At 60.4% G+C, this 22,940-nt stretch carries 21 protein-coding genes and 2 pseudogenes; 12 read left to right on the forward strand and 11 right to left on the reverse strand.

Annotated elements, in window-relative coordinates:
* Positions 1–413 precede the first annotated feature (413 nt).
* Both JQ627_RS26305 and JQ627_RS26310 read right to left on the reverse strand, forming a co-directional pair.
* Complete coding sequence (locus JQ627_RS26305; RefSeq protein WP_212486988.1) at positions 414–1,517, reverse strand: DNA topoisomerase IB; 1,104 nt, start codon at positions 1,515–1,517, stop codon at positions 414–416.
* Between the two features lie 176 nt (positions 1,518–1,693).
* Positions 1,694–3,607, reverse strand: coding sequence for a helicase-related protein (locus tag JQ627_RS26310; protein ID WP_212486989.1), 1,914 nt, complete (start codon positions 3,605–3,607; stop codon positions 1,694–1,696).
* A gap of 1,050 nt (positions 3,608–4,657) precedes the next feature.
* Between JQ627_RS26310 and JQ627_RS26315 the strand changes: the two genes are divergently transcribed.
* Together JQ627_RS26315 and JQ627_RS26320 are read left to right on the forward strand one after the other, a co-directional pair.
* On the forward strand, positions 4,658–4,843 hold the full coding sequence (locus JQ627_RS26315; RefSeq protein ID WP_212486990.1) for a hypothetical protein: 186 nt from the start codon (positions 4,658–4,660) through the stop codon (positions 4,841–4,843).
* A gap of 268 nt (positions 4,844–5,111) precedes the next feature.
* Entirely contained in the window at positions 5,112–5,297 is a 186-nt protein-coding gene (locus tag JQ627_RS26320) for a hypothetical protein (RefSeq protein ID WP_212486991.1), read from the forward strand.
* 80 nt (positions 5,298–5,377) lie between these two features.
* On the opposite strand, the gene JQ627_RS39175 is transcribed toward JQ627_RS26320, so the two are convergent.
* From JQ627_RS39175 to JQ627_RS39805, 3 genes and pseudogenes are all read right to left on the reverse strand, one after another.
* Positions 5,378–5,605 (reverse strand): pyridoxamine 5'-phosphate oxidase family protein, encoded by a 228-nt coding sequence (locus tag JQ627_RS39175; protein ID WP_249143398.1) that lies wholly within the window; start codon positions 5,603–5,605, stop codon positions 5,378–5,380.
* Entirely contained in the window at positions 5,551–5,796 is a 246-nt protein-coding gene (locus JQ627_RS39180) for a hypothetical protein (protein WP_249143380.1), read from the reverse strand. The genes JQ627_RS39175 and JQ627_RS39180 overlap by 55 nt, the downstream gene beginning before the upstream one ends.
* A 72-nt stretch (positions 5,797–5,868) precedes the next feature.
* A pseudogene (locus tag JQ627_RS39805) lies at positions 5,869–6,051 on the reverse strand (Gfo/Idh/MocA family oxidoreductase); the annotation flags it as partial.
* A gap of 171 nt (positions 6,052–6,222) precedes the next feature.
* On the opposite strand from JQ627_RS39805, the gene JQ627_RS26330 reads away from it, so the two are divergent.
* Together JQ627_RS26330 and JQ627_RS26335 are read left to right on the forward strand one after the other, a co-directional pair.
* Positions 6,223–7,224, forward strand: coding sequence for an SDR family oxidoreductase (locus JQ627_RS26330; protein WP_409363819.1), 1,002 nt, complete (start codon positions 6,223–6,225; stop codon positions 7,222–7,224).
* 86 nt (positions 7,225–7,310) lie between these two features.
* Positions 7,311–9,434: a catalase gene (locus JQ627_RS26335; protein ID WP_212486992.1), complete on the forward strand. Its 2,124-nt coding sequence runs from the start codon at positions 7,311–7,313 to the stop codon at positions 9,432–9,434.
* Positions 9,435–9,472: 38 nt separating this feature from the next.
* Here the strand turns inward: JQ627_RS26335 and JQ627_RS39185 are convergent, their stop codons facing one another.
* Both JQ627_RS39185 and JQ627_RS39190 read right to left on the reverse strand, forming a co-directional pair.
* Positions 9,473–9,724, reverse strand: coding sequence for a carbohydrate porin (locus JQ627_RS39185; protein ID WP_249143399.1), 252 nt, complete (start codon positions 9,722–9,724; stop codon positions 9,473–9,475).
* The gene (locus tag JQ627_RS39190) at positions 9,609–10,097 is read right to left on the reverse strand and encodes a carbohydrate porin (RefSeq protein ID WP_312015810.1); all 489 of its coding nucleotides are present in this window, start codon (positions 10,095–10,097) and stop codon (positions 9,609–9,611) included. Before JQ627_RS39190 ends, JQ627_RS39185 begins: the two co-directional genes overlap by 116 nt.
* Between JQ627_RS39190 and JQ627_RS26345 the strand changes: the two genes are divergently transcribed.
* Complete coding sequence (locus tag JQ627_RS26345) at positions 9,978–10,376, forward strand: TetR/AcrR family transcriptional regulator C-terminal domain-containing protein (RefSeq protein ID WP_212486993.1); 399 nt, start codon at positions 9,978–9,980, stop codon at positions 10,374–10,376. The two genes, JQ627_RS39190 and JQ627_RS26345, sit on opposite strands and share 120 nt — an antisense overlap.
* A gap of 942 nt (positions 10,377–11,318) precedes the next feature.
* Positions 11,319–11,549, forward strand: a complete 231-nt coding sequence (locus JQ627_RS26350) for a hypothetical protein (RefSeq protein ID WP_212486994.1) — start codon at positions 11,319–11,321, stop codon at positions 11,547–11,549.
* Positions 11,550–11,598: 49 nt separating this feature from the next.
* Here the strand turns inward: JQ627_RS26350 and JQ627_RS26355 are convergent, their stop codons facing one another.
* On the reverse strand, positions 11,599–11,856 hold the full coding sequence (locus JQ627_RS26355; protein WP_212486995.1) for a helix-turn-helix transcriptional regulator: 258 nt from the start codon (positions 11,854–11,856) through the stop codon (positions 11,599–11,601).
* 99 nt (positions 11,857–11,955) lie between these two features.
* Here JQ627_RS26355 and JQ627_RS26360 point away from each other — a divergent pair, with 99 nt between their 5' ends.
* From JQ627_RS26360 to JQ627_RS26375, 4 genes are all read left to right on the forward strand, one after another.
* Complete coding sequence (locus JQ627_RS26360; RefSeq protein ID WP_212486996.1) at positions 11,956–12,969, forward strand: hypothetical protein; 1,014 nt, start codon at positions 11,956–11,958, stop codon at positions 12,967–12,969.
* A complete protein-coding gene (locus JQ627_RS26365) occupies positions 12,966–15,080 on the forward strand; it encodes an AAA family ATPase (protein WP_212486997.1) in 2,115 nt (704 codons plus the stop codon). The genes JQ627_RS26360 and JQ627_RS26365 overlap by 4 nt, the downstream gene beginning before the upstream one ends.
* Before the next feature lie 56 nt (positions 15,081–15,136).
* The gene (locus tag JQ627_RS26370; RefSeq protein ID WP_212486998.1) at positions 15,137–16,024 is read left to right on the forward strand and encodes a 3'-5' exonuclease; all 888 of its coding nucleotides are present in this window, start codon (positions 15,137–15,139) and stop codon (positions 16,022–16,024) included.
* A 351-nt stretch (positions 16,025–16,375) separates the two neighbouring features.
* A complete protein-coding gene (locus tag JQ627_RS26375; protein ID WP_212486999.1) occupies positions 16,376–16,672 on the forward strand; it encodes a hypothetical protein in 297 nt (98 codons plus the stop codon).
* A 601-nt stretch (positions 16,673–17,273) separates the two neighbouring features.
* Here the strand turns inward: JQ627_RS26375 and JQ627_RS26380 are convergent.
* Positions 17,274–17,894, reverse strand: a complete 621-nt coding sequence (locus tag JQ627_RS26380) for a hypothetical protein (protein WP_212487000.1) — start codon at positions 17,892–17,894, stop codon at positions 17,274–17,276.
* Between the two features lie 677 nt (positions 17,895–18,571).
* On the opposite strand from JQ627_RS26380, the gene JQ627_RS26385 reads away from it, so the two are divergent.
* Positions 18,572–18,871, forward strand: a complete 300-nt coding sequence (locus JQ627_RS26385; protein ID WP_212487001.1) for a hypothetical protein — start codon at positions 18,572–18,574, stop codon at positions 18,869–18,871.
* A gap of 93 nt (positions 18,872–18,964) precedes the next feature.
* Here the strand turns inward: JQ627_RS26385 and JQ627_RS26390 are convergent, their stop codons facing one another.
* Complete coding sequence (locus JQ627_RS26390) at positions 18,965–19,315, reverse strand: hypothetical protein (RefSeq protein WP_212487002.1); 351 nt, start codon at positions 19,313–19,315, stop codon at positions 18,965–18,967.
* Between the two features lie 325 nt (positions 19,316–19,640).
* On the opposite strand from JQ627_RS26390, the gene JQ627_RS26395 reads away from it, so the two are divergent.
* Positions 19,641–22,052, forward strand: a complete 2,412-nt coding sequence (locus tag JQ627_RS26395; protein WP_409363820.1) for a TonB-dependent receptor — start codon at positions 19,641–19,643, stop codon at positions 22,050–22,052.
* On the opposite strand, the pseudogene JQ627_RS26400 reads toward JQ627_RS26395, so the two are convergent.
* Positions 21,979–22,437, reverse strand: a pseudogene (locus JQ627_RS26400) (YcnI family protein); the annotation flags it as partial. The gene JQ627_RS26395 and the pseudogene JQ627_RS26400 overlap by 74 nt on opposite strands.
* Positions 22,438–22,940 lie beyond the last annotated feature (503 nt).

The raw sequence follows: 22,940 nt of genomic DNA on the forward strand, positions 1-22,940 counted from the left end.
GAAGCCGAAGCTGACAGCCCGGCTTCTCGGAAGCCTCCTGAGGAAGGTTAAAGAAAAAAGCCGCCAGCGGAGCTTGGCGGCTTGATAGTCCCGGACCGTCGGTTGCCTCCCCAGCCCCAAGCGTACCGCCGTTACCTTGTTTGCGGCCATGCCGCTCCGAACTATCGAATGCGCTCCGATTCGGCTATTGGGCCGCCGATTTATGCACGGCGCGTTTTACAGAGCCGGCAAGGGGGGGATGAGGATGGAAGCCGACTCTGGGGCTATGGCCAGCCGAGACCGTCCCCTTCGCCCAGACCAGCCCAGCACCCCGATTGCAAGGCGAGGGCTCCTTTTTGCCGACGAGAGCGCGTACCGTTAAGGCCGGCTTACAACCGATCGCGGAGAGCGCCGTCTAAGAACTGATCGCGGGACTAGGCGAGGGCCTTCAAAGAATCGAGACGCTTGCGCAGAAACGCCAGCACCATGATCTCTTCCGACGTGAGCTTGGCGTACTGTCGCTTGAACTTCCGAGCGATTTTGGCTTCGATCATCTTGACGAGGTCACCGGACATGTAGGCATTCAAGACTTCAGGGTGCACGTAGCACTTGCGGCAGATTGCGGGCGTGTTGCCGAGCTGCTTCGAGACGCTCTCGATCGCGGCGACAACGTTGCGCTTCGCCTCGGCCTGGCCGTCGTACTTCTTGAACTCGGTCAGCGCCAACGCCGCCAGAACCGTCCCCGCCCAAGTCCGGAAATCCTTTGCGCTGAAGTCCTCGCCTGTGATGTCCTTGATGTAGGCATTGACGTCGCCGGAATCGACGGTACGCGGCTGCCCGTCGTCGTCCAGGTACTTGAAGAGCTCATGTCCTGGGATCTCCGCGCAGCGCTTCACGATGGCGGCAATCCGCTTGTCCTCGACGCGAAGTTTCCACTGTTTGCCCGACTTGCCCGTGAAGTCGAACCGAAGGACGCCGCGGCCCACCGCAACGTGCTTTCGCCGCATCGTGGTGAGCCCGTAGGACTTGTTTTTCTCGGCATACTCGGCGTTGCCGATTCGGATCAAAGTCTTCTCCAGAAGACTGACGATCGTGGCCAGGACCTTCTCGCGAGGTAGACCTTCCAGCTTCATGTCGGCCGCGACACGGTCGCGCAGCGCGGGCAGCGCGGCCGCGAACTGGACGATGTGTTCGTACTTGTTCTGGTCGCGCAGCTCGCGCCATTTTGCGTGGTAGCGGTACTGCTTGCGCCCCCGAGCATCGAGCCCGGTCGCCTGGATGTGGCCGTTCGCCGAGGGGCAGATCCAGACCGATTCATAGGCCGGCGGGATACCGATAGACTTGATGCGTCGGATGACGGCGGCATCGGTGATGCGCTTGCCGTCCTTGTCGTAGTAGCTGAAGGTAGTCCCCGCCCGCTTGCGTGTGTAACCGGGCGTGGAGTCGCTGACATAACGAAGGCCTTCTTCCGCAATGGTGGCCGCGACCTCGGCGGTGCGGTCCAGGATCTGGTCTTCGTTGCTGGTTTGTCGGAGCATGAGCCGGTCCCCTCGGAAGCACTCCGGGATCGAGGCTCCGCTCTTTCACAAAGGATGACGACGTCGGTTTGTTCCGCTCTAAGGTCGTGGATCGACGTGTAACTCGCTGACAGCGACGAGAGGCCGCCGGTTCCTTCGGCAAAGCACTGGCCGATGAGAGACGGCATGGCTCGACTTCAGACAATCGCCACAAAGTTCACCGACATGGCTCCCCCTGTCACTGTGTGCGAAGGCCACTGCCGCAGCTCTTGACCGCTGCCGAAGGTGGCGCTGGTGTCGGTGACGGCCTTGATGGCTGCGAGCCGAGAATTGAAGCCCGCCTGTATGAGAATCGAGGCGGACCGGTTCAGCGTTCCGGTCTCCACCGCGGAGACCGCGAGGCCGAGTTCGAAGTCTTGGATCGGCAAGCCGCCAATGGTGTCTCCATGCGTCGCGGCGCGCACTCGGATGGCCTCGAGGGCCCAGGGGAGTCGGAATACCAGTCCTCCCTCAACGAACTGTAGCGTCTCTGCCTCCCGGCCGGCGGCCATGGTCGCGAGCGGGCGACCCAACAGCCACGCCCGCAGCACCGCTCGCCAATCGTCGGGCATCGTGTCGGGTGTGAACGGATAGAAAGTGAATGCGAGCTCGCCGATGCGGGTGATCGCGGCGATCGCCGCGTCGGCGTCGCCCATCAGGATCGCGGCGTTGGCCTGGACGAGAAGGAGGTTCGCGTCCGCCGCGATGGCGTCGAGCGCATGCCCGGCGGAAAGCCCCACGCCAGCGAGGAAGTAGCCTCGACGGCGTGTCGCGTTTGATTGTTTCCAGATGAGCCGGCTGCGCGAGACCAAGCCCGCCTTGAAGATGCGGCGGGACGCCTCGTTGTAGCGCTGCAGGCGCCGGTGCCAAAGCGAAGACTGCAGGATGTCGTCGAGCGCGGCCTCGATTCCCTCGTCCGGCACGTCGTTCTCTCCGATGAGACTCAGGATGGCGGTGTCGAGGGTCGCGATGTGACGTTGCCAGTCTGCGAGTGCGTTCTCGCGCGCTTCGGGCTTCTCGCCGGCGACCTCGGGAAAGCTCCATGCCATGGCGTTGTTGACGACGTATTCCGTCAGGTGACCGATGTCGCCGCCGATACGGGCGTGCATTCTGTTGAGGAGCGCGGTGATCAGCTGGATGAGCCCGCTCTCCATGTTGCGTGCGCTGAGATCGTCGATCAGCCCCTCCCAACTCTTCCGCTTCTTCGCCAAGTCGTCGAATATGGGAAACAGCACGATACCTTCGACGTCGACGTAGGCCCGGCCGGCCCGGCCGATGACGTTCTTGAACTCGGCGACGTCGATCCGTTCGCCGGCGCGATGCAGCGAGTGCATGATCACGGCGGTCGCGGACAGATTCAGCCCTTGCGCCAGCGTCGGCGAGGAGATGGTGACCTTGAGGACGTTCTCGCGCAGCAACCGCTCGATCTCCTTGCGGTAGGCAGTCGGCAGCGCGCCATGGTGCAGCGCCACACCGATGCGGAGGCACTTGAGGATGGGACTGTCCGCACCGAGCCATTCCTCGCCGAGCGCGATCGCGGTTTTCAGGACCGAAGGGTCGGCCTCGAGCATCGAAGGCAGCGCGCCCCGTTCGTGCAGGTCGACGATGACGTCGGCGAAAGGCTCGACGCTCCTGCGCATGGGACAGAAGATGAGCACCGTCTGCTTGTCCTCGACCAGCCGCCACGCGGTCGCGAGGCAGAGTTCCCTCTGATCCTGAGGGAACGGAGTTTTGCGTTGGCGCTTTGGCTTCGCCCACTTGGGCGGGGGCGCCCCGACGAGGAAGCGCCGGACCCACGGACGCTCGTCCCCGACGCGCAGATTAAGCCGCGCCGTCGACGTCGAGGGCGACCAGACGACCTCGCCGAACCGCAATCGGGTCGGCCGCCAATCGTTCTTGATCACGCCGCCGGGATGGTCCCGCCGCAGCCAGGCGGCGAAATCGTCGAGCTGATCGCCGTCGGGCAGGATCGCGCACAGGCACACGATCCGGCGCTGTGCGGCGTCGATCCGGCGCAGCAGCCGTTGAATATGTACTTCGTACTGGACCTCGCGCTCGTTGAGGCCGATCATGTGTCCTTCGTCGAACACCAGCAGGCTGACGTCGTCGAGCAGGTTGGGATCATTGCGGAGCGCGAACCCGAAGCGCTGTGCTTCAGACTGTTGCGGACGACCACCGCAATCCGTTGGCAGCTTTCGCCGCGAAGAACTCCACCGCGAAGCCCAGTCCAGGGAACGAGAAGCCTCGGTATCTCCTGGGAGAACAGATCGTAACGACCTCGAAGAGCAAAGATGGCAGTACGCTTTACTGTAGCGGTGGCATCTCCGCGACAGTGGGCGACACGAAGGCTTCGAAGACCGTTGGGTTCAGCGTTCAAAGATCGAAGGACGGCAAGATCTCGGTATCGGTCACACCCTTTGAATTTTAGTTGGCCACTGTAGCGATCGCTTCGCGACCGCCCCTTCCAGCGCGCAAACGACCCTAGCGCAGGAAATGCCGAGATCGCCAACCTTTGTGGGAAGGTTTTCTCGCGGCCCGGGGGCTTCATGAGGTTGGGGGCAGGCCGGGAGCAAGGAATCGACGCGGGTTCTGCTCGGTATTTCCAAGCAAGTTCGGCCTTATATTGCGCCTGTCGTCCGTACGGCCAGAACTTCGTGACGTCCCATCTCGCCGTCGCCTACGCGTCAATTCCCGCTGACCGTCACTAAACCCTTTGCGAACTGAGATTATGTGAAGCGTGCCGGAACGGAGACATCGACGAAAGAATTAGAAATCCGGAGACGGAATCTACGCGAGGAGCGGGACAGTCCCCAGCAAAGGCCATGTGGCGTGACGCCCGCATGGCCTTTGTCGTTATGAGGCCCGCCGACACGCGGTGATCCCATTCACATCCTTACTCTGGCGCCTGCAAACCCGGAGACCTAAGCGTTCGCTCATGTGCGATCTGATCTCTGCCTGCCGAGCCTTGCGAAGGGGTGCTCGCGCGCGAGGCCTTTCGTTCCGGACAGGGAACTTTTCGGAATTGTCACAAAGCTCGGCTGCTCTTGGAGCGTATGCGCCGACGGTGCGTTTGCTTAGCAGACACGGAATGCTGTGCGGATCAGACAGAAGGAAAAAAGACCATGAGCGTGAAGGGTGAAATCAAGGAAGGTGCCGGCTACGTCAAGGAAGAACTCTACGAGCACGGCAAATCCCCGGAAAGTCAGAAGAAGGCCCAGGAGGGCCGCAATCTCCGTAATGAGGGAAGGATTGAGGACGGCAGAGCGCCGAAGACCACCAAGCCCGGCACGGGACATCCGGAGAAATAGTTCTTGCTTGCTTCCGCCCCCGCCGCAACGGGGGCGGACTTCGAAAGGAGGCCGCACAATCACCAGGAGACACGGCTGATGGACGAAAATAGATTTGCGCCCTTGCTCAGGCGTGCAACCCCAAAAGTATGGCCGGACCTGCCCCGGGATGCGCAGGAGACTACTGTTCGCGGCTGCCACCGACGATGGGGTCATTGCAAACTCGGTTGATCATCACCCCAAGACGGCGCACCCACCCAAGCCGACGCGGTTCGCTTGAGAGCTCGCAATGTCGTTGAAACTCGGCAAGCCCAAGACGCCACCCACCACCCTCCGAAAAGACAAGGCCCGCGACATGTGGGAAGCCGTCGCCGAAGATGCCGACAAGACGGAGGGGAAGGACCGCGATCTGGTCCACGGCGACCGGGGAACGCTTGGATTGGGCGTCGGCGAAACCCTTAACAAGGACGATTAAAGAGCTGTGTCCTATGATAGCCGATGTCGCGAAACTGGTTCGCGACAGGCTCCGAGATCCGCTACGGCCAAGTTGTTAGATCACAACTGGATCTCTCCCTCCTCGCGTCCCTTCCAATATGTGGCGCGCGTGGCCTTCACCTTGATGAGCACGATGCTCAGCGTGTCGACGCCGTTTTCGAACCACTTATCGAGATCACTCGTCCAGTGTTGCTGGAGGACCGCCTTGTCGCGAACAAGTTCGGCAATTCCCTCTACGGCGACATAGATGCCGTGCGAGAAAAAGCCACCTTCGGAGGAGAAGCCCAGGCGACCTTGGGATCTCGCCGGATATCAACGACCACTCGGGTCTGCTCGCTGGACGTTCCGTCGTAAGCAACTTCACCGTTATTACTCATCCGACGTTTGGCGATCTCGCCGCCCTCCGTATGAGTCGACAGGATCGCGATGTCGATGCCGGCCATATCCTTGGCGATGTCGCCAAGTGTTTTTCTGGGCATATCGGTTCTCTCTGTGGAATTGAGAAACCGCAGGACGCAAGCGATGTTCCTAGCGTGATGCAACGATGGATATTAGACGGCGGGACCGCGAAAGCGATCCTCCCCCGAAATGCTCTCCAATGCCACCGGCCGGTTCTCGGCGGCGGATTGGTAGATTGCTTCCATCAGCTTCTGGTCCTGCAGACCCTCCTCGTCCGGGGTTCGCGGGCGACGCCCCTTCAATACGCACGCGGCCATGTGATCGATTTCACCCTTGTAAGCGAAGGCCGGCTCGAGCTGGACGACGGCTCTCTCGAAGTAAAGACGTGCCGGCCGTGCCTCATGGGCACCGTAGGCTCATGCCGGGGCGCCGGTCGATCGGCGCTCCCCTCGATTAGCAACGATGCGTCGGTCCCCGCGTTGAGCCTTAAATCCGCGGAGAGACCCATGACGCCTCCTCCCGACACATCCGTGTCCCGCCGACGCGTCGTCCAAGTTGCGAGTGCTGCGCTTGCCGCGGCGTCGCTGGCCCCCATTACAACGAAAGGCAATACCACCATGGCCCAAGAAGAGCTGACTGAGCCCACCAGCCGCTATCCCAAGCCGCCGTTCAAGGAGCAATCGCAGCCTTGGCCGGGCCTTGCCGGCAAGATGGAGCCGCAGCCCGACCATGGCGAAACCAGCTATAAGGGCTCCGGCAGACTCGCCGGACGCAAGGCGCTCATCACCGGCGGCGATTCCGGAATGGGCCGCGCAGCAGCGATCGCATATGCGCGTGAAGGAGCGGATGTCGCCATCAACTACCTGCCGGCAGAAGAGCCGGACGCCCAAGAGGTGATCGCACTGATCAAGAAGGAGGGACGCATCGGTCTAGCGATTCCGGGCGACCTCAAAGACGAAGCGTTTTGCGGCAAGCTGGTCGCGCAGGCCGTCGAAGGTCTCGGTGGTCTCGACATCGTCGTCAACAACGCAGCCCGGCAACAAACCCGCGCATCCCTCCTCGACGTGTCGTCGGAAGATTTCGACGCCACCATGAAGACCAACATTTACGCGCCCTTTTGGATTCTTAAGGCGGCCTTGCCGCATCTCAAACCAGGATCGTGCATCATCGGCACCACCTCCGAGCAAGCTTATGATCCATCTCCCGATCTCTACGACTACGCGCAGACCAAAGCCGCGACCATGAACTATGTGAAGTCGCTGGCCAAGCAACTCGCGTCGAAGGGCATCCGTGTTAACGGCGTCGCGCCGGGTCCGATCTGGACGCCGCTCCAAGTCTCCGGTGGCGCCACGATGGAGAAACTTGAAAAATTCGGCGGCATGACGCCGTTTGGCCGGCCAGGTCAGCCGGTGGAACTCGCCTCAATCTACGTCCAGCTTGCGGCGGCCGATGCGAGTTATGCGACCGGTCAGGTCTACGGCGCGGCAGGCGGATCTGGGCAACCTTGAGGGTCTAAGTGCGGACAAGGCGGCTCGCAGGAACGCCGGCTTCGTGCGTGGATTAAGAGATACCACGCACCCCGTCGGAGATCCTTATGGCCAAGACCAGGAAGTCAGCGCGCGTCCCCAGCAACACCCCCGTCGTACAAGATCAGAATCTGGCGCGAGGCGAAGGTGGCGAGCTTCACCAGATCGCCTCGGGCAAGACGCCGGTCCTGACGACGGCTCAAGGTGGTCCTGTATCCGACGACCAGAACTCTCTGAAAATTGGTCCGCGCGGACCGACGCTGGTCGAAGACTTTCATTTCAGAGAGAAGATCTTTCACTTTGACCACGAGCGTATTCCCGAGCGCGTTGTTCACGCGCGTGGATATGCCGCCCACGGCTACTTTGAAAACTACAAGTCGCTCGCGAAACACACGCGGGCTGACCTGTTTCAGCGCGCCGGCGAGAAGACGCCGGCCTTCGTGCGTTTTTCCACAGTCGCCGGAAGCAAAGGCTCCGTTGACTTAGCCCGTGACGTGCGCGGCTTTGCCGTGAAGCTTTATACGCGGGAAGGCAATTGGGACATCGTCGGCAACAACATCCCCGTCTTCTTCATTCAGGACGCCATCAAGTTTCCCGACCTGATCCATGCGGTGAAGGAAGAGCCGGACTGTGCCTTTCCCCAGGCGCAATCGGCGCATGACAACTTCTGGGACTTCATCAGCCTCACCCCTGAAAGCATGCACATGGTGATGTGGGTGATGTCCGATCGCGCCATTCCACGTTCTTTTCGTTTTATGGAAGGTTTTGGCGTTCACACGTTCAGGCTCGTCAACGCCAAGAACGAGTCCACCTTCGTCAAATTCCACTGGAAGCCGAAACTCGGCCTGCAGTCGGTCGTGTGGAATGAAGCGGTCAAGATCAACGGCGCCGATCCCGACTTCCACCGGCGCGATCTCTGGACGGCGATCAAGACCGGCAACTTTCCGGAATGGGAGCTGCAACTGCAATTGTTCGATCAGGACTTCGCCGACGCCTTCGATTTCGATATCCTCGATGCGACGAAGATTATTCCAGAAGAAGTGCTTTCGCCCGTACCGGTCGGGCGCCTTGTGCTCGACCGCATGCCCGACAACTTCTTCGCTGAGACCGAACAGGTCGCCTTCATGACCCAAAATGTTCCACCGGGAATCGACTTCTCCAACGATCCACTGCTTCAGGGACGTAATTTCTCCTACCTCGACACCCAGCTCAAGCGGCTGGGAAGTCCCAACTTCACCCATATCCCGATCAACGCGCCCAAATGCCCGTTCGCGCACTTTCAGCAGGATGGACACATGGCCATGCGCAATCCGGTCGGGCGCGCCAATTACCAGCCGAATTCCTTCGGCGAAGGCCCCAGGGAATCGCCGCAGCGCGGCTTCACTCCATTCGCCGACGCTCAGAACGGCGCCAAGCGCCGGCTAAGGGCTGAAAGCTTTGCGGACCATTACAGCCAAGCCCGTCAGTTCTTCATCAGCCAGACCGAGGGCGAACAGGCCCACATCGCGGCCGCGCTGACCTTTGAGCTCAGCAAGGTGAAAATCCCTGCGATCCGAGAGCGTATGGTGTCGCATCTCCTCAATATTGACGAGACATTGGCAAGAAAGGTCGCAGACAAGCTCGGCTTGCTGAAGATGCCCAAACCCGCGGACGCGGCTGTCCCCACGCGGCAGGATCTGCAACCGTCTCCAGCCCTGAGCATCGTCGAAAACGGCCCCGAACGCTTCGAGGGTCGAAAGCTGGGTGTCCTTGTCTCCGACGGTTTGGATGCCGGTATCCTCAAAGCCCTCAGGGGCGCCCTCGACAAGGCCGGCGCGACCTACGAGATCGTCTCGCCGAAGGTAACGGGCGTCAAAGCCAGTGACGGCAGTTGGGTCGAGGCCGACCAGATGATCGACGGAGGACCGTCCGTTCTGTATGACGCAGTCGCGCTTCTGCCGGCGGCGGAAGCTATGAGTGATCTGCTAATAGAATCCTCGGCGCGAGATTTCGTCGCCGACGCGTTCGCGCATTGCAAGTTTATTGGCTATGTAGAAGCGGCTTTGCCCCTTTTCGAAAAGGCCGGCATATTGCCTGATCAATTCGACGAAGGGTGCATCGCGTTAACCAGCGCGAAACTGTCTAAGTCATTCGTAGACGGTTTGTCCGAGCTGCGCGTGTGGAGTCGCGAACCCAAGGTGAAGTTGCCGTAGCGGCGGCAATTTCGATTGCCGTACCAGCGATCAGAACTTCACAACCGAACGGAGGCCAAGCACCGTGGCGTTCTTGAGGTGCTTGCCGGGCGTGGACCCAGCGGGTCCGTCGCGCCGCCGCCAGGATAGCGGATGAACTGCACGTTGGGTTGAATCGTCAGACCAGCCTGCACCTCATACTGGTACACCGCGGTGAGCAGCTGCTCCGTTGTTCGCAACAACCACGCTGGCCCGTACACCGACTGAAAAGTCGCGATCGAGGGCTCGGGCGCGCGGTGACACACGGGCATAAGCAGCCGCGACACCGAATTTGTTGTGCGGTCGCGCATCCGCCAATCCAATAAATTCGAACCCGCCGTCGGCATAGGCATCGATTAAGTTGCGATCGGGCGGGCTGTACGAGGCCCGCCCGAACACACCGATGCCGCGATCGTCGTCATGGCCGACGCGGCAGTGCTTTTGCTCGAAGACGGCGTAGAGACCGAGGTCACCCGATCGGCTTGCAGCCGTCCCTGAGCTCGCCGGGTCCGCGAGCGAGAGGCCTTGTTTGTCGAAACGCTGGTCCGCGAAGCTGCCGAAGTGGCGCCAGCCGCCAAGCTTGAGCTTGCCATCGAGGCCGGGATCACCCTTCTTCGCATTCCCAAGCTGGCGAAGGCTTTCTATGACAAGGGACCGGGCCGCGCCTCAGACCGCCTCGCCGAGGTACTCGAGAAAGCGAAGGCCCGCGGTGAAATCCAAATCGGGGACTGTCATGCAGCGGCAGACCATTTCGTTGGCATGCTACGCGACAACCTTCATCTGCGGGTCATCCTCGGATTGCGTCCGCCGCCGTCGGCCGCGGAAGCCGAGGCCGTCGTGGCTTCCACGGTCAACATCTTCCTTTATGGAATCTATGGCGCGAAGCGCCCGCAAGGCTCGAAGGGAGGCGCGCAGGGGCGGTAACGACGATTTGCTACTACCAACTTTTCTCCGAACGGTCGCAATTCAACGTTGAATGACCATGGGCTACGGTCCCGGTGGGCGACGTGCCAGATCTCGTCGGCCGGTCTGGCCAGCGCTTCCTCGTCCATTCGAGGTCGATCACGGCATAGGCGATGAAAACCTCGAAGCCAAAATCGCGCGGGTGAACTTGACCTACGGTAGCGTGTTGAAGGAAAGCGGATCTACGGCGTGAGCCGCGCGCGCAGCATGCACGAGATGCCCAGGCCGATGACATACTTTCCACCGGTTTCCCTGACGCATCTCAATGCCCAGGGCATGCTGCACATCGGCCTCGCGGCCGGGCTGCCAGACCCTAGTCGCAACGGCTGTCCCGTGTACGACTGATTTCGTCAGGGCCGCCTTGCTGATATATTGCAGTAGAGCGCTTGCAGAAGCGCGACGTCCCCGAGATAATTCAGGTTTTGGCCGAGATTCCCAAAGCCATCTCCGAGAACCAGATGCTGAGTTGCCCGAAGATCCAATGACAGTGCGGCAATTGGAGATCTTTCTGTGGCAATCACCTAAGATCTCTCTTGGGCCTTTCTTGATGGATGCGATTGGGAGTGGGCTCTTGGTCATTCGAATTCTCTTTAAATGCTCACTCTAATTCGGACGGTTTTTGCAACCCATTTCATATACGATGATGTGATCGCGTGAAACAGTGAACACTTCAAACAGTGATCACATGAAGACGTGACAGCGTGAAGTAGTCGTGGAGCATTTAGGATGGCCAAACGCAGAAATTTCCAGGACCTTGCTGGGCTAGTTGAAGTGCAGCACGGTAGGAAGCAGCAGGCGGTAGAGGATACAAATGTAGTCGATGACGCGGTCAGAGGCGCGGACCGAGGCGTCTCTCGGTCCATTTCGATGAGAAGCTCCGCGCCTGCCGTTCCGGCGCGGTCAGTGAACGACGCCGATTCTCGTGAAGATCTCAGCAAGATCGCAATGAAGAGCCCCTCTGGGGCGGACGCGGCGACGAAGCGGATGAGTCTGTACCTTGAGGAAGACCTGTACTGGCGTATCAGCGACTACGCGCATCGCCATCGCACCAAAATGCATCCTGTGGTCGTGCGCGGCCTGCAAAGGCTCATGGACGAGCTCGAGGCTAACGATCGGTCTTTGGATACTCGCTGATAGCCCCCACCATCATGCCGTTTGTACTCGGCTCCTCAGAACATAGTTTTCAGTCCTTGAGTGTTACCCCCTCTCCGTGAGCCTTACTACGATATAGAAAAATGACGCCGTGTTTTTCCAAGGCGTCGCGCATCTTCCGATAAGTCGCAATCTTCAGAGGATTGACGGGGATTTCAGTGTCGGCCTCAAGTCGCGACACCGTGCGACGATCAACGCCAATCGTGCGTGCGAGGTCCAGCTGCTCCATCCCAAGGAGCGCACGAGCGGCCCTGATCATGCGTCCCGTAGGCAATTTGTCGACGGCCACGGCGAACTCCGAATCGGTACCGATTAACCATACACCGGAGAGTAGCGGGCGCGACAGTAGCGGTCTTGTGTCGTGAGACATATGGGATATATATCCCATATGTCCTATTTTGATTTCAGACGCAGCAGGGTGCCCGGCTTCGACATGGCTCCGAATGGCGCTCCGGCACGAACCTGGGTATCCGGGGCGTACGAGCGCGCCTTCACAATCACGACCGTCTTCATCGACGGTAACCCGAGCGGAATGCGTTTGATCAAATCGTGCGGCACGAGACTTTCTGTCCTTGCCGCACCGTTCTCCGAGCTCGCGCGCGTGAAGGAGCACCTGTCGCCTTGGGATTTCGTCGTCTACGTGATCGACGACCCCTCGCCTATCCCGGCCCAGCCGACTTATATCGGGGAGGGAGACGGCGAGCGGAGGTTCGGTGCCCAACTCGGCAACGCCGTCGGCGCGGCCACGCAGATTTACGTCGTCATTGCCGACGAAAGCACGTTCAACAAAATTACGGCCCCCTACGTCGAAGCGAGGCTGATCCAGATCTGCACCGACCTCAACGTTCCGCTCTCCAACTCCACCCAGCCGTACGGGCGCGGCCTTCGCATCATCGACGACATTGAACAACTGGTCGGCCACGCCGAAATGCTGCTGTTCGCGGCCGGCTTCACGCGTATCGACTTCGCGCGGAGGAACCCGCCCGCGTTGCGCCATCGGCTTTCCGTAACCACGGACCTCGAGGAGATGGTTGCGATGACCGACGAGGAGAAGACGACCGTTCCCGCAGAAGGTGCCGCATTCCGGCTCGATCGCCGCGATCTCCGCGTCGAGGGTTACAAGTGGAACGATCGGTTCTATGTGATGGCAGGTTCCGACTATGCACGCCGGACGCGGGCCGGCCTTTCGGAGGATCACAAGGCGCGACGCAGGCTGCTCGAAAACGAAAAATGGGTCGATCCCGCCTCGGGCACGGCGGACAAGATGACGTTGGGCGTGGGCTTCCACTGTCGCAGTGGTGCATTTGCCGCCAAGCTACTGTCCGGGGAACATATCGATGAGGACAGCTGGCTCGCGGTGGAGATGACAGCGAACGCGCGGAGCTGCGAGGCGCCGGCATGAACCTGCGTGCCCTTGCCACCTCGACCAAGCCCCTAAGCGAAGTGTTTGTCGACCGCGTCCGAGGCGGGGTGGGGTTTTCGCGACTTGCGCGAACCTTACCCGTCTCTGAAGAGGACGATGATCGCGAGCACTCCTTCGACTGCGGGAGCGATCCGCTTCCTAGCGTCAAGCCCTCCCGCGCATGTGCTTCCGACGTCGCCGCCGCTGCCATCCTCCTCGGTCGGGCATTCGAGGCTTCGCGACACACGCTGGCCAGGCTGTTGGAGCCCGACGCCGTTAACATCATCCAAGTGCATCACCCCGATCTGGTGAAGCCGGTGCGGCGGTTCCTGGGCATTCTGCTGGCGAGCGACACGTCCCTAGTCGACGACGATGAACTCAATGATCGCGGCCCCACGACGGGAAAGAGATCCTTGATCGTGTTCGGTGAGCACACCAAGTCGACAGCCTCGGTTGAGGACCAAGACAGGGGCGTCGCCATTGCCATGCGACTCCGCTGCCCCGTGGTTGGCATCACCACGGCTTTCGGCCGGCTGCCAAGAGCTTTGGTCCGGCTTGCCGAGCATCGCGTCGTCGTTCCGCCCATCGACGCCGTAGTGGTGGCGGACGTGATCGAGGCCGTGACCGGGACCAGGCCCAAGACCGTCGACGCCTCGATGGCGGCCCGCGTGACCATCAACGACCTCGCAATCGCCGTGCGCGACGACGTCGGCGCCGAGCGCTCGCTCGAACGTCTGCAGCGTCTCGTCGAACCGCAGGCCACCCACGATGTCCCGCCGCTCGCCGAACTGGCCGGCCTTGGCGAGGCTAAAACGTTCTGCATGGAGGTGGCCGATTCAATGCGCGCTTATCTCGCGGGTGAGCGCCCTTGGAGTGAAGCACCGCATGGGCTCCTCGTCAGCGGACCGCCCGGGACAGGGAAGACTTCACTGATGCGCTCGCTGGCCCGCGAGTTGCCCAATGTGCACTTTATCGCCACGAGCTACGCGCAGTGGCAGGCACATAAGAGTGGGCACCTCGGAGATGTCACCTCCTGCATCCGCGCAACGTTCTCAGAGGCATTTCAGCGTCGTCCGAGCATCGTCTATATCGATGAGTGTGACGTTCTGCCAGCGCGTGGCAGCGGCGGAAAGCATGATTCCTGGTTTACTGCGATTGTGACAACGCTGCTCGAGTGCATTCAGGGATTCGAACAGGTCGAGGGCGTGTTCGTGTGCGCATCTTGCAACGATCCCACGCGCCTCGATCCAGCGCTCACGCGAGCCGGGCGGCTGGATCATCATATCAGAGTCGAGTTGCCCGATGTCGCCGGGCTGATGGGGATTTTCCGGACACATCTGCGCTCCGACTGCGCCGGTGCCGACTTGCGCGAGGCGGCGCTCGCCGCGTGCGGACATAGCGGCGCCGACGTGGAAAAGTGGGTCCGAATGGCCCGTCAGGCGGCACGCAAGAGCGGTAGGGACGTGACGGTGGAGGATGTTGTCGCCGCTATCCGTGGCGGCGAGCCGGACTTGCCGGCGGATCTTCGCCGTTGCATCGCCTACCACGAAGCCGGTCATGCGATCGCGCATCTCACGCTTGGCACGGCCACGCCCAAATCGCTTTCGATCGGCGGCGACGGCGGTCGCGCTGAGAGTAAGACCGGACGACTGCAACTTCCCACGCGCGACTACCTCGAGAAGCTTCTCATGACGATCCTGGCTGGACGGGCGGCGGAACAGCTGAAGTTCGGCGAGGCGACGACCGGCGCGGGCGGAACGTCCGCCGAGAGCGATCTAGTCCGCGCGACCAATTTGGCGCTGCGAATTGAGACCTCATACGGTTACGGACACTCCGGTCTTGTGACGCTCGCGGAGGGACAGCTCAGCGACGGTTACCTGCTCATGACCGAGCCGCTCCGCTCGGCCACCAACGAAACACTGATGCGCGCATACGCTAAGTCGCTGTCGATCCTGGAGCAGAACAGCCAGGCATTGGACGCCCTCGCAAAAGCCCTGTTCGCCGTTGGTTATCTCGATCAATCCGAGATCGCCGCGGTCATCGCGACCCACCCGCTTGTGCCGGCGATCCCGGATCTCGCTCGGGCGACGACCATGCCGCCGCCTGACTAGGTAGCTCCTCCGCAGCCACACGCGTGATTTATTCAAGCGAACTTACGAGAAAGAACATGGAAAGCGGAGCCAACGAGATCTTGGCGAGGCAACTGGAGGCGAGCGGAAAATACAAGGTGCTGCGTCGCATAATGCCGCATTCCGCGGGTTTTCGTCCCGACACCGGCACGAAAATTGGCGTTGTGCTCGACGTCGAGACGACGGGCCTCGATACCCTTCGCGACGAGGTCATCGAACTCGCCATGCTCAAGTTCGCCTATTCGGACGACGATCGGATCCTTGGGGTCGTCGATGTTTTTCAGGCTCTACAGGAACCGTCGTCCCCTATCGGCCCCGACATCACCGCGCTGACGCGCATCACCGACGAGATGGTGAGGGGCCAGGCGATCGACCCGCAGGCGGTCGATGGCTTCGTCGCCGACGCCAACGTGGTCATCGCGCACAATGCAGACTTCGACCGGAAGTTTACGGAACGGTTCTGGCCCGTTTTCGTCCACAAGCCTTGGGCCTGTTCGTCGAACGGCCTCCCCTGGAGGGAGCATGGTTTTACGAGCGCCAAACTCGAGCACTTGTTGGCATCTTACGGTCTCTTCTACGATGCCCATCGGGCGATCGACGACTGCCAGGCTTTGCTGACTTTCCTGGATCTGGAGCTTCCACGCGCTTCTGCGACCGTTCTGGCGAGTCTCCTCGAGCGCGCGCGGCGCAAGACGGTGCGGGTTTGGGCGCAGCGCGCGCCGTTCGAACTGAAGGAGGCTTTGAAGCGTCGCAATTACCGTTGGAATGACGGTACGGACGGACGACCCAAGTCCTGGTATCGAGACATCGAAGAAGAGACGCTGGAATCCGAGCTGCGTTTCCTCGAAAACGATATCTATCAGCTCGACGCAGACATTCTTCGACAGGATTTCACAGCGCTGGACCGCTACTCGAACCGAATTTAGCCGCTGCGGAGACTGGTGTTACCGGGACCGCGGCCGGCTTAGGAGCGAATGCCTCGCACTCGGATCCCACTCGCCTTGAGCATGAGAATAACATTCTGATTTTGGCGCAGGTCTGGCTAGACCGATCACGGGGCGCGTCAGTTCCACGAAGGCGTCGTCAAGGAAAGGACGTCGTTATGAAGGACATGACCAAGGCGCCCGGGCGTGGCTACAACGGTTGGGCTTTGCAACGGAGATGAACGCCACACCGAACTCCGCGGCGGCGAAATCCCTCTTCCTACCCTCCAAGATCAGGCATGGAAGTTCACGACCGCATGGCCGTGGCCGTTCAACCCGAACGACAGCGCGCCGGTGACCTGGTGGCGGAAGCTGCCCGCGCATGCCTTTCGCGATTCGGAGCGCGCGCAGATCGGCGAGACGCTCCGTCACGTCGACGTCCTTCGCGGCGGTGACGAACTTCGCGCTGCCCTGAATGGCGATGTCGCTGCCGCCATCGCCACGGCGCTTTCGTTGATGCCGATCGGGAACATCGATTTTCAGACCGACATCACGATGACCTCGCTGCTGCGCTGCGCGCTCAACGGCGAGGCGGCCGCTGCGCTGGTCTTGGCGCAGATCGTGGGCTTACGAACCTCGGCCATGCCTTGACGAGAGAACTCTCGGTTTTTCGTGGATCGGGTGGGGTTTCCGGCACTCCGCCGAACCCGCGAAATTTGCCGAAGCCGGCGCCGTGGTCTTGTCGGCGTTGAAGGCGCACGAGTCCGGAGCGAAGGCTGGCTATTTTTCGAACTGAATTGACCTTTTGCGCGTTCGCCTCTTGCCGAACCAAGAACGCCTTGAGCGCGTAGAAAATCTGCTGCTTCAGGCCGGGTCAGGTCGCTCCCGAACCGGGAGAAGGACTCTGTCTCCCCCGCCCATAGGCCTAGCGTGGTAACGGTGAATTCGAGAAAAGTAACGTTCAATTCCGAGTTCTGTAACGAAGAATTTGAGATCGACGCTCCCAAATCAAACGTTACTTTTTAAGAATTGAACGTTACTTTTCCCGAAATTAAGCGTTACAGTTTGGGGGAAGTAACGGGGGGTGTCGGCAAATCTTTGCCTACTTCGGTTCCTACACTGCTCCCTACGATGTCCTCTGAAAATCAAGTAGGCGGCTCCGTTCCTTCTCGATAACCCTGCTCGGGACTCTTCGCACGCCAGGTCGGATTTCCCGCTCGGACAACATCTCGCGGCAATTTTTAGAGCTGCCCTACAGTAAGTTTTTCGGCAACATGTCTGCAGCCGCCGTTTGCGGATGCTGTCGTTCGAGACCACGCTGAAGTTCATCGCAAAGCGCTATGATCGCGCGCTTCGTGCACCTGCGCAGGAAACGCTCGAGGTCACCGATGTTGCGCGGATCAAGCGCGTCGATCAAGCGATCAGCAAGATCCGCGACGTCACCGCCATCATGGCCGGATGAGGGCCCCGGCTTGCTCTTCGCGAGACGGCGCTGCACGTCGTTGAAGCTGGGAATCTTGCCGCCACGGACCTCGCCCATGATCGCTTCCACGACGTCGTCCGGGGCCGACTTGGCCGCCATTTTGTACGCCGTTCGAGCCGGGATCTTCGCAAGGTCCGACGGCGGATAAACTTTCGCCAGGCCTGAAAGAGCGAGATAGTTTTCTGCGGTGCGGGGCTCAATTCCCACCTTATCCAGGCAGTATTGGCCGAACGCACCATGTTCGAGTTTGCTCTTTGCGGCTCTTAGCAAGTCGCCGATTTCGATCACGAGCGAAGTCGCATTGGGGATAAGATCGCGCAAACGCTCGGCAATCTCTTGCAGAGCGGCAGCATCAGACGGCGGAAGGCTTGAGTAATCGAAAGTGGCCATCGCGGCAAAACCTCTCGTTGCGCCTTTTTGCACCGCAGCAAACCACGGTCACTCGCAAAGCAGGCAATGAAGGGGACGACGCGCCAACGACACCACAATGAGCAACACCGCGCGGCAAGCGGTGGCCTCCGTAAGCCTGCCGAAGGAGTCCGCCGGTGGCAAGAACTAAATGCGAAACGCCGTTTCGCATTTGCGCGCGTCTGTTCGGCTGCGAGTCTCTGGGACGAAGCGAGCCACGGCGCCGTCGGAGGCGCTATGGCGCTAGATCTCAAGTCACTCTTTGGCTGGTCGGCGTAATCTAACGTAGCGCCATACAAATACTAAAAGGTCACGAATGCCGGGCCCAGCCCCCGAACCAAGCCGACATGCGTCTCGGCCCTTCCTCTCGCGCCATTTTGGTAAGAGTCTGACGAGATACGCGAGGGCTATTAAAGCTAAGTCAAGCGTCGCCACGACGACACCCTTGACGTCCCATCCGCTCGTTGGCGCGGGCGTAGTCTGGATCGTCCCGCTCGACCAGAATTTCAGACCAAGGTACGACTGCCTTGCGGGCGCTGTCCCGGAAGCTCAGGCTTGTCACCAGAAAAATGACGAACAACTACGGAAGGAGTCAACGCCCCGGTAGACGGTTTTCCTGCAATGTAGGATTGTAACTATCGCTACCAATGGGGGAATTGTTGGCTGAGAGCGAGCAGAACCGGGAGCGGTTTCACGTCGCCTATGTCGGCGACGATGAAAATGACCACAGCATGGATCTGGAGGCGTTGGGTCCGGCGCTCCTGGCGTTCGGGCAACTCCTCCGTGCCGCAAATGCCGAGCTCAATCAGAACCGAGCAACCATGAAGGTGCTCGTAGATTCAAAGTTCGAGCACAAGTGCTTCCTCATCAACTTTGAGACCGAGCGCGGAACAGGTCCGCTCCGCTCGCTCATGATCACAACGGGTCAGCAAGCGACATGTACCGGGATGCCTGCATAGACCGCGTGCCATCTCCAGAGCAGACATCCTTGCTGAATGCGCCCGCGCTTGAGCGGCGAAGCTACCATCCGACGTGTCGGGTCATCGCTGCCGCTAAGTTCGTGGAGACTGGGGTGTTGGCGACGGTGGCGTAGCAGGCTGCTGCGGCGATGAAGCAGAAGGCTGCTGCTGCGGAGCGGTGACGGGCTGCTGATCGCCGTCACCATGTGGGACACACGTCCCTACGTTGCTTAGCAGTCGTTTGGCCTCAACATCGCGGGCTTTCTTGTAGTCCCTGCGCCGGTCAATCCGCGCCGCAGCCATGCGGTCCCAAGCATCGAACGCGTCAGCGTAGTGCTGTCGCATCTGCTCCTCAGCGGCGAGGCAGTCGCTGAACTTGTCGAACACCAGATCGGTGTTCACGGGCGAGACGCCGCCTACCAGAACCACCAACATCCATTTCATAGCTCTGCCTACATTCGTGCCCGCTGACCGGGAACGACAAGGCATCGGCAAAGTTCCAAGCCGCTGGCCCTCCAAGCCTGTCTCGGCCACAAGAACATTCAGCACACGGTCAGGTATACGGAGCTGCTTCCGACGCGATCAAGGATTTCGACCTCAGAGCACGCTGGCGCGACCCATACGCCAGTATGACGATTCTCTTGTTTCCTCATACTGTTGCTGCTAGGTTCTGCTCACCGGGTTGGAATTGACGGGACTTGCTATGCGTAGGGGCTTGATCCGGATTGTTTCCGCCACGGCGTCGTCTGCCTTTCTGGCGTTCCCCGCAATGGCGCAAGGGACTACGGAGACTAAGCCCGATCCACTTCCGCCAGTCACCGTCACCGCCCCTGACGCAACAACGGCCAAGCGGTTCGCCAAACGGAAGACAACGCAGAGCAGAGGCGCACGGAGCAGAACCGCCGTCCAAACCAGTCAGCCGCAGCCCAAGTCTGCGGGTGTCAACGGTGTCACGCCTGCTGCATCCTCCGAAGGACCCAACACCACCCTACAGCCCACCGCCGCGAGTGCCATGCGCATAAGCGGCGAGCAAGTCAACGCCGTTCCGTTCTCACGTCCCGGCGAAGCATTGGAAGTCGTGCCGGGGTTGATCGTGACCCAACACTCCGGCGAGGGCAAAGCCAATCAGTACTTCCTGCGCGGCTTTAATCTCGACCACGGCACTGATCTGGCGATCAAAGTTGACGGCATGCCCGTGAACATGCCGACCCATGGCCACGGTCAGGGCTATGCTGACATCAACTTCCTCATTCCTGAACTGATACGAACCGTAGATGTCCGCAAAGGGCCATACTTCGCGGACGTTGGGGACTTCGGCTCAGCGGGTGCAGTTGGGATCGACTACGTCACCAAGCTGCCGAAGAACATTGCGGAAGTGACAGTAGGCAGTTTCGGCTACCGGCGCGGGCTTGCTGCTGGATCAATTGCGGTTGGCGACGGCACGTTGCTCACCGCTGTCGAGGGCGTCAAATACAACGGCCCGTGGGACGTGCCTGACGACGTGCGGAAGATCAACGGCGTGATGCGCTACGGTCAAGGCACTTCGACCGATGGCGTTACCCTAACCGGCATGGCCTATTCCAACGCATGGAACTCAACAGACCAGGTCGCTCAGCGGGCCATAGATCAGGGCATCATCAGCCGGTTCGGTACGCTGGACGCAACGGATGGCGGTGTGTCCAGCCGGTTTAGCTTGTCTGGAAACCTTGCGCATTCGAGCGAGTACGGCCAGACCAACGTAAGTGCTTACGTAATCCGGTCTGACTTGCAGCTATACAACGACTTCACCTATTTCCTCGACAATCCCATCAACGGTGATCAGTTCAACCAGCTTGATCGCCGGTCACTAGGCGGGTTCGACGCACGACACTCATTTGATTGGCGGTTTGGAGGCTTCGAGACGCAAACTCGCGTCGGGATGCAAACTCGCTACGATGACATCCATGTTGGCTTGTTCAAAACTGAGCAGCGCAACTGGCTCTCGACGGTGCGTGACGACCGCGTACAGGAAGGCAACGTAGGCATCTGGACAGACAGTACCACCCGGTGGACGGACTGGCTCCGCACCACCGTTGGCCTCCGCGAAGATTTCTTCGCAGGGCGTGTGCTGAGCGACACTCCCGAAAACTCTGGAAATGCGCAAGCATCGATGGCAAGCCCAAAGGCAGGCATCGTGCTTGGTCCTTGGTTCAAGACCAAGTTTTATGGCAATGCAGGTTATGGCCTGCACAGCAACGACATCAGAGGCGCGACCATCACCGTTGATCCCAACGACAAGCTAACGCCGTTGGATCGAGTGCCGTTGCTGGTGCGCTCGCGTGGTGCCGAGATAGGCGTCCGCACCAAGGCCGTTGAGGGGCTTACGAGTTCGGTTGCCGTATTCGTCCTCGATTTTGATTCCGAGCTTCTGTTCGTCGGCGATGCCGGAACGACTGAGCCAAGCCGACCGAGCCGCCGTGTCGGCGTGGAATGGACAAACCAGTACAAGCCCCTTTCTTGGCTGAGCTTTGATCTTGATGTCGCCTATACCCGCGCCCGCTTTACCGATCCTGATCCGGTAGGAGACCGCATCCCCGGCGCACCCGCGTGGGTAGCGAGCGGCAGCGTTGTCATTGGCGGCGAGACCGGCTGGTTTGGTGCGTTAAAGGCCCGCTACTTCGGGCCACGCCCCTTGATCGAGGATAACAGCGTTCGTTCCTTGTCGTCGCTCATCTTCAATGCGCGAGCGGGGTATCGCTTCGATAATGGCTTGAGGGTGCAGCTCGATGTACTCAATCTCTTCAACGCGCAGACCAACCAGATCGAGTACTACTATCTGTCTCGGTTGCCGGGAGAGCCTATTGACGGCGTCGCTGATCGGCACGTTCACCCTGCTGAGCCGCTTGCGGTGCGACTGACGGTGGCAGCTATCGAACAGCCTTTTTCCATTCCACCATTCTTGTTCGACCAGTTAAGGGGCAGATTCGCGCTCAAATGCGAACGCCGATTGAGTGCGAGATGTCTTCTGAGAAGCCCACAATCAGACGCGGCGCTTATTGCTTCGGGAGCAACTTTACGCCCGGCGCCGGTTCCTTGTAGTCGGCTGCTGATTTTTCGTCCGAGGGAATCTCGATCCAACGATGGGTGCCGGCCCCCTCACATTCCTGCACTACCGGGAAATACAGCATGCGTCCGGGAGTGAGATCACCGGTCAGATAGACCGAAACGACGAACTCCTCGTAGTAGTCATCCGGCAGGCGGCCGGTCCACGACACCTCCTTGACGCCCTCGGTGACGTTGCTGTGGTACATCGCATACGACTTGTCATAGGTGCCTTTGACGAGGTCGATCTGCCAGCCGGCTTTCGGCATCGGCTTGACGCCGACGACGCCCTCCGGAATCCGGACGCGGACCTTCAGCGTCGGCGAGTTGCCGCAGCCGTGCGGAACGCGGAATGTCGCCCGATAGGAGGCTCCGATTGGAGCTTCCGTCTGTGCGAGAGTGACATGCGCCTGGGCTGCGGTGGAGGCGGCAAGCAGAGCGGTAACTGCGATTAAAGCGCTTCGCATGGTAATCGTCGAAGTCATGTCTGTATCTTTCCTACATACGGTAGCGAATGCCGGCGTAGATCGAGCGGCCGGTGCCCGGATTGAAAAGCGCCATCGTGGGATCGGCCGTGCCGGCCGTGACCGTGCTCGAAAACGATGAAGGTACTTCGAGACCCAGTGATCCAAATCACTGAACGCCGTCGAGTCTTCCGCGACAACTACCGGCCGCGACGGATTATCCCTCGCGAGACACAGATGGAGAGCGACATGAACTTGACCGTAGAAAAGGAACTAACGGAAGAGCTGACAATGGATCAGCTGAGCGAAGTGAGCGCCGGCCAAGGTGATGGCACTGGCACGGGCCCCCACACCGGCGCTGGTAACGGCACGGGGGGTGGGAAGCAGCACCTCATCTGGGCCGGTGGAAGTGGCACAGGCGGGCCGGTCTACGCCTAAAGGTGCGATTGATCGAACGGCGAGCGTGGCAGTTCGCCGTTACGGCCCTAGCAAGTCTTACCCTTTGCCGCGGCGTTCTTGGCCAC

Source organism: Bradyrhizobium liaoningense (assembly GCF_018130785.1).
GTDB lineage: Bacteria > Pseudomonadota > Alphaproteobacteria > Rhizobiales > Xanthobacteraceae > Bradyrhizobium > Bradyrhizobium liaoningense_A.

Bases quoted from the DNA above. Each gene is read 5' to 3' on its own strand.
- JQ627_RS26330 (WP_409363819.1), top strand. From the start codon at position 6,223: ATGACGCCTCCTCCCGACACATCCGTGTCCCGCCGACGCGTCGTCCAA.
- JQ627_RS26370 (WP_212486998.1), top strand. From the start codon at position 15,137: ATGGAAAGCGGAGCCAACGAGATCTTGGCGAGGCAACTGGAGGCGAGC.
- JQ627_RS39185 (WP_249143399.1), bottom strand. From the start codon at position 9,724: ATGCCCGTGTGTCACCGCGCGCCCGAGCCCTCGATCGCGACTTTTCAG.
- JQ627_RS39180 (WP_249143380.1), bottom strand. From the start codon at position 5,796: ATGCCCAGAAAAACACTTGGCGACATCGCCAAGGATATGGCCGGCATC.
- JQ627_RS26395 (WP_409363820.1), top strand. From the start codon at position 19,641: ATGGCGCAAGGGACTACGGAGACTAAGCCCGATCCACTTCCGCCAGTC.
- JQ627_RS26390 (WP_212487002.1), bottom strand. From the start codon at position 19,315: ATGAAATGGATGTTGGTGGTTCTGGTAGGCGGCGTCTCGCCCGTGAAC.
- JQ627_RS26315 (WP_212486990.1), top strand. From the start codon at position 4,658: ATGAGCGTGAAGGGTGAAATCAAGGAAGGTGCCGGCTACGTCAAGGAA.
- JQ627_RS26365 (WP_212486997.1), top strand. From the start codon at position 12,966: ATGAACCTGCGTGCCCTTGCCACCTCGACCAAGCCCCTAAGCGAAGTG.
- JQ627_RS26335 (WP_212486992.1), top strand. From the start codon at position 7,311: ATGGCCAAGACCAGGAAGTCAGCGCGCGTCCCCAGCAACACCCCCGTC.
- JQ627_RS26320 (WP_212486991.1), top strand. From the start codon at position 5,112: ATGTCGTTGAAACTCGGCAAGCCCAAGACGCCACCCACCACCCTCCGA.
- JQ627_RS26305 (WP_212486988.1), bottom strand. From the start codon at position 1,517: ATGCTCCGACAAACCAGCAACGAAGACCAGATCCTGGACCGCACCGCC.
- JQ627_RS26360 (WP_212486996.1), top strand. From the start codon at position 11,956: ATGTCCTATTTTGATTTCAGACGCAGCAGGGTGCCCGGCTTCGACATG.
- JQ627_RS26380 (WP_212487000.1), bottom strand. From the start codon at position 17,894: ATGGCCACTTTCGATTACTCAAGCCTTCCGCCGTCTGATGCTGCCGCT.
- JQ627_RS26310 (WP_212486989.1), bottom strand. From the start codon at position 3,607: ATGATCGGCCTCAACGAGCGCGAGGTCCAGTACGAAGTACATATTCAA.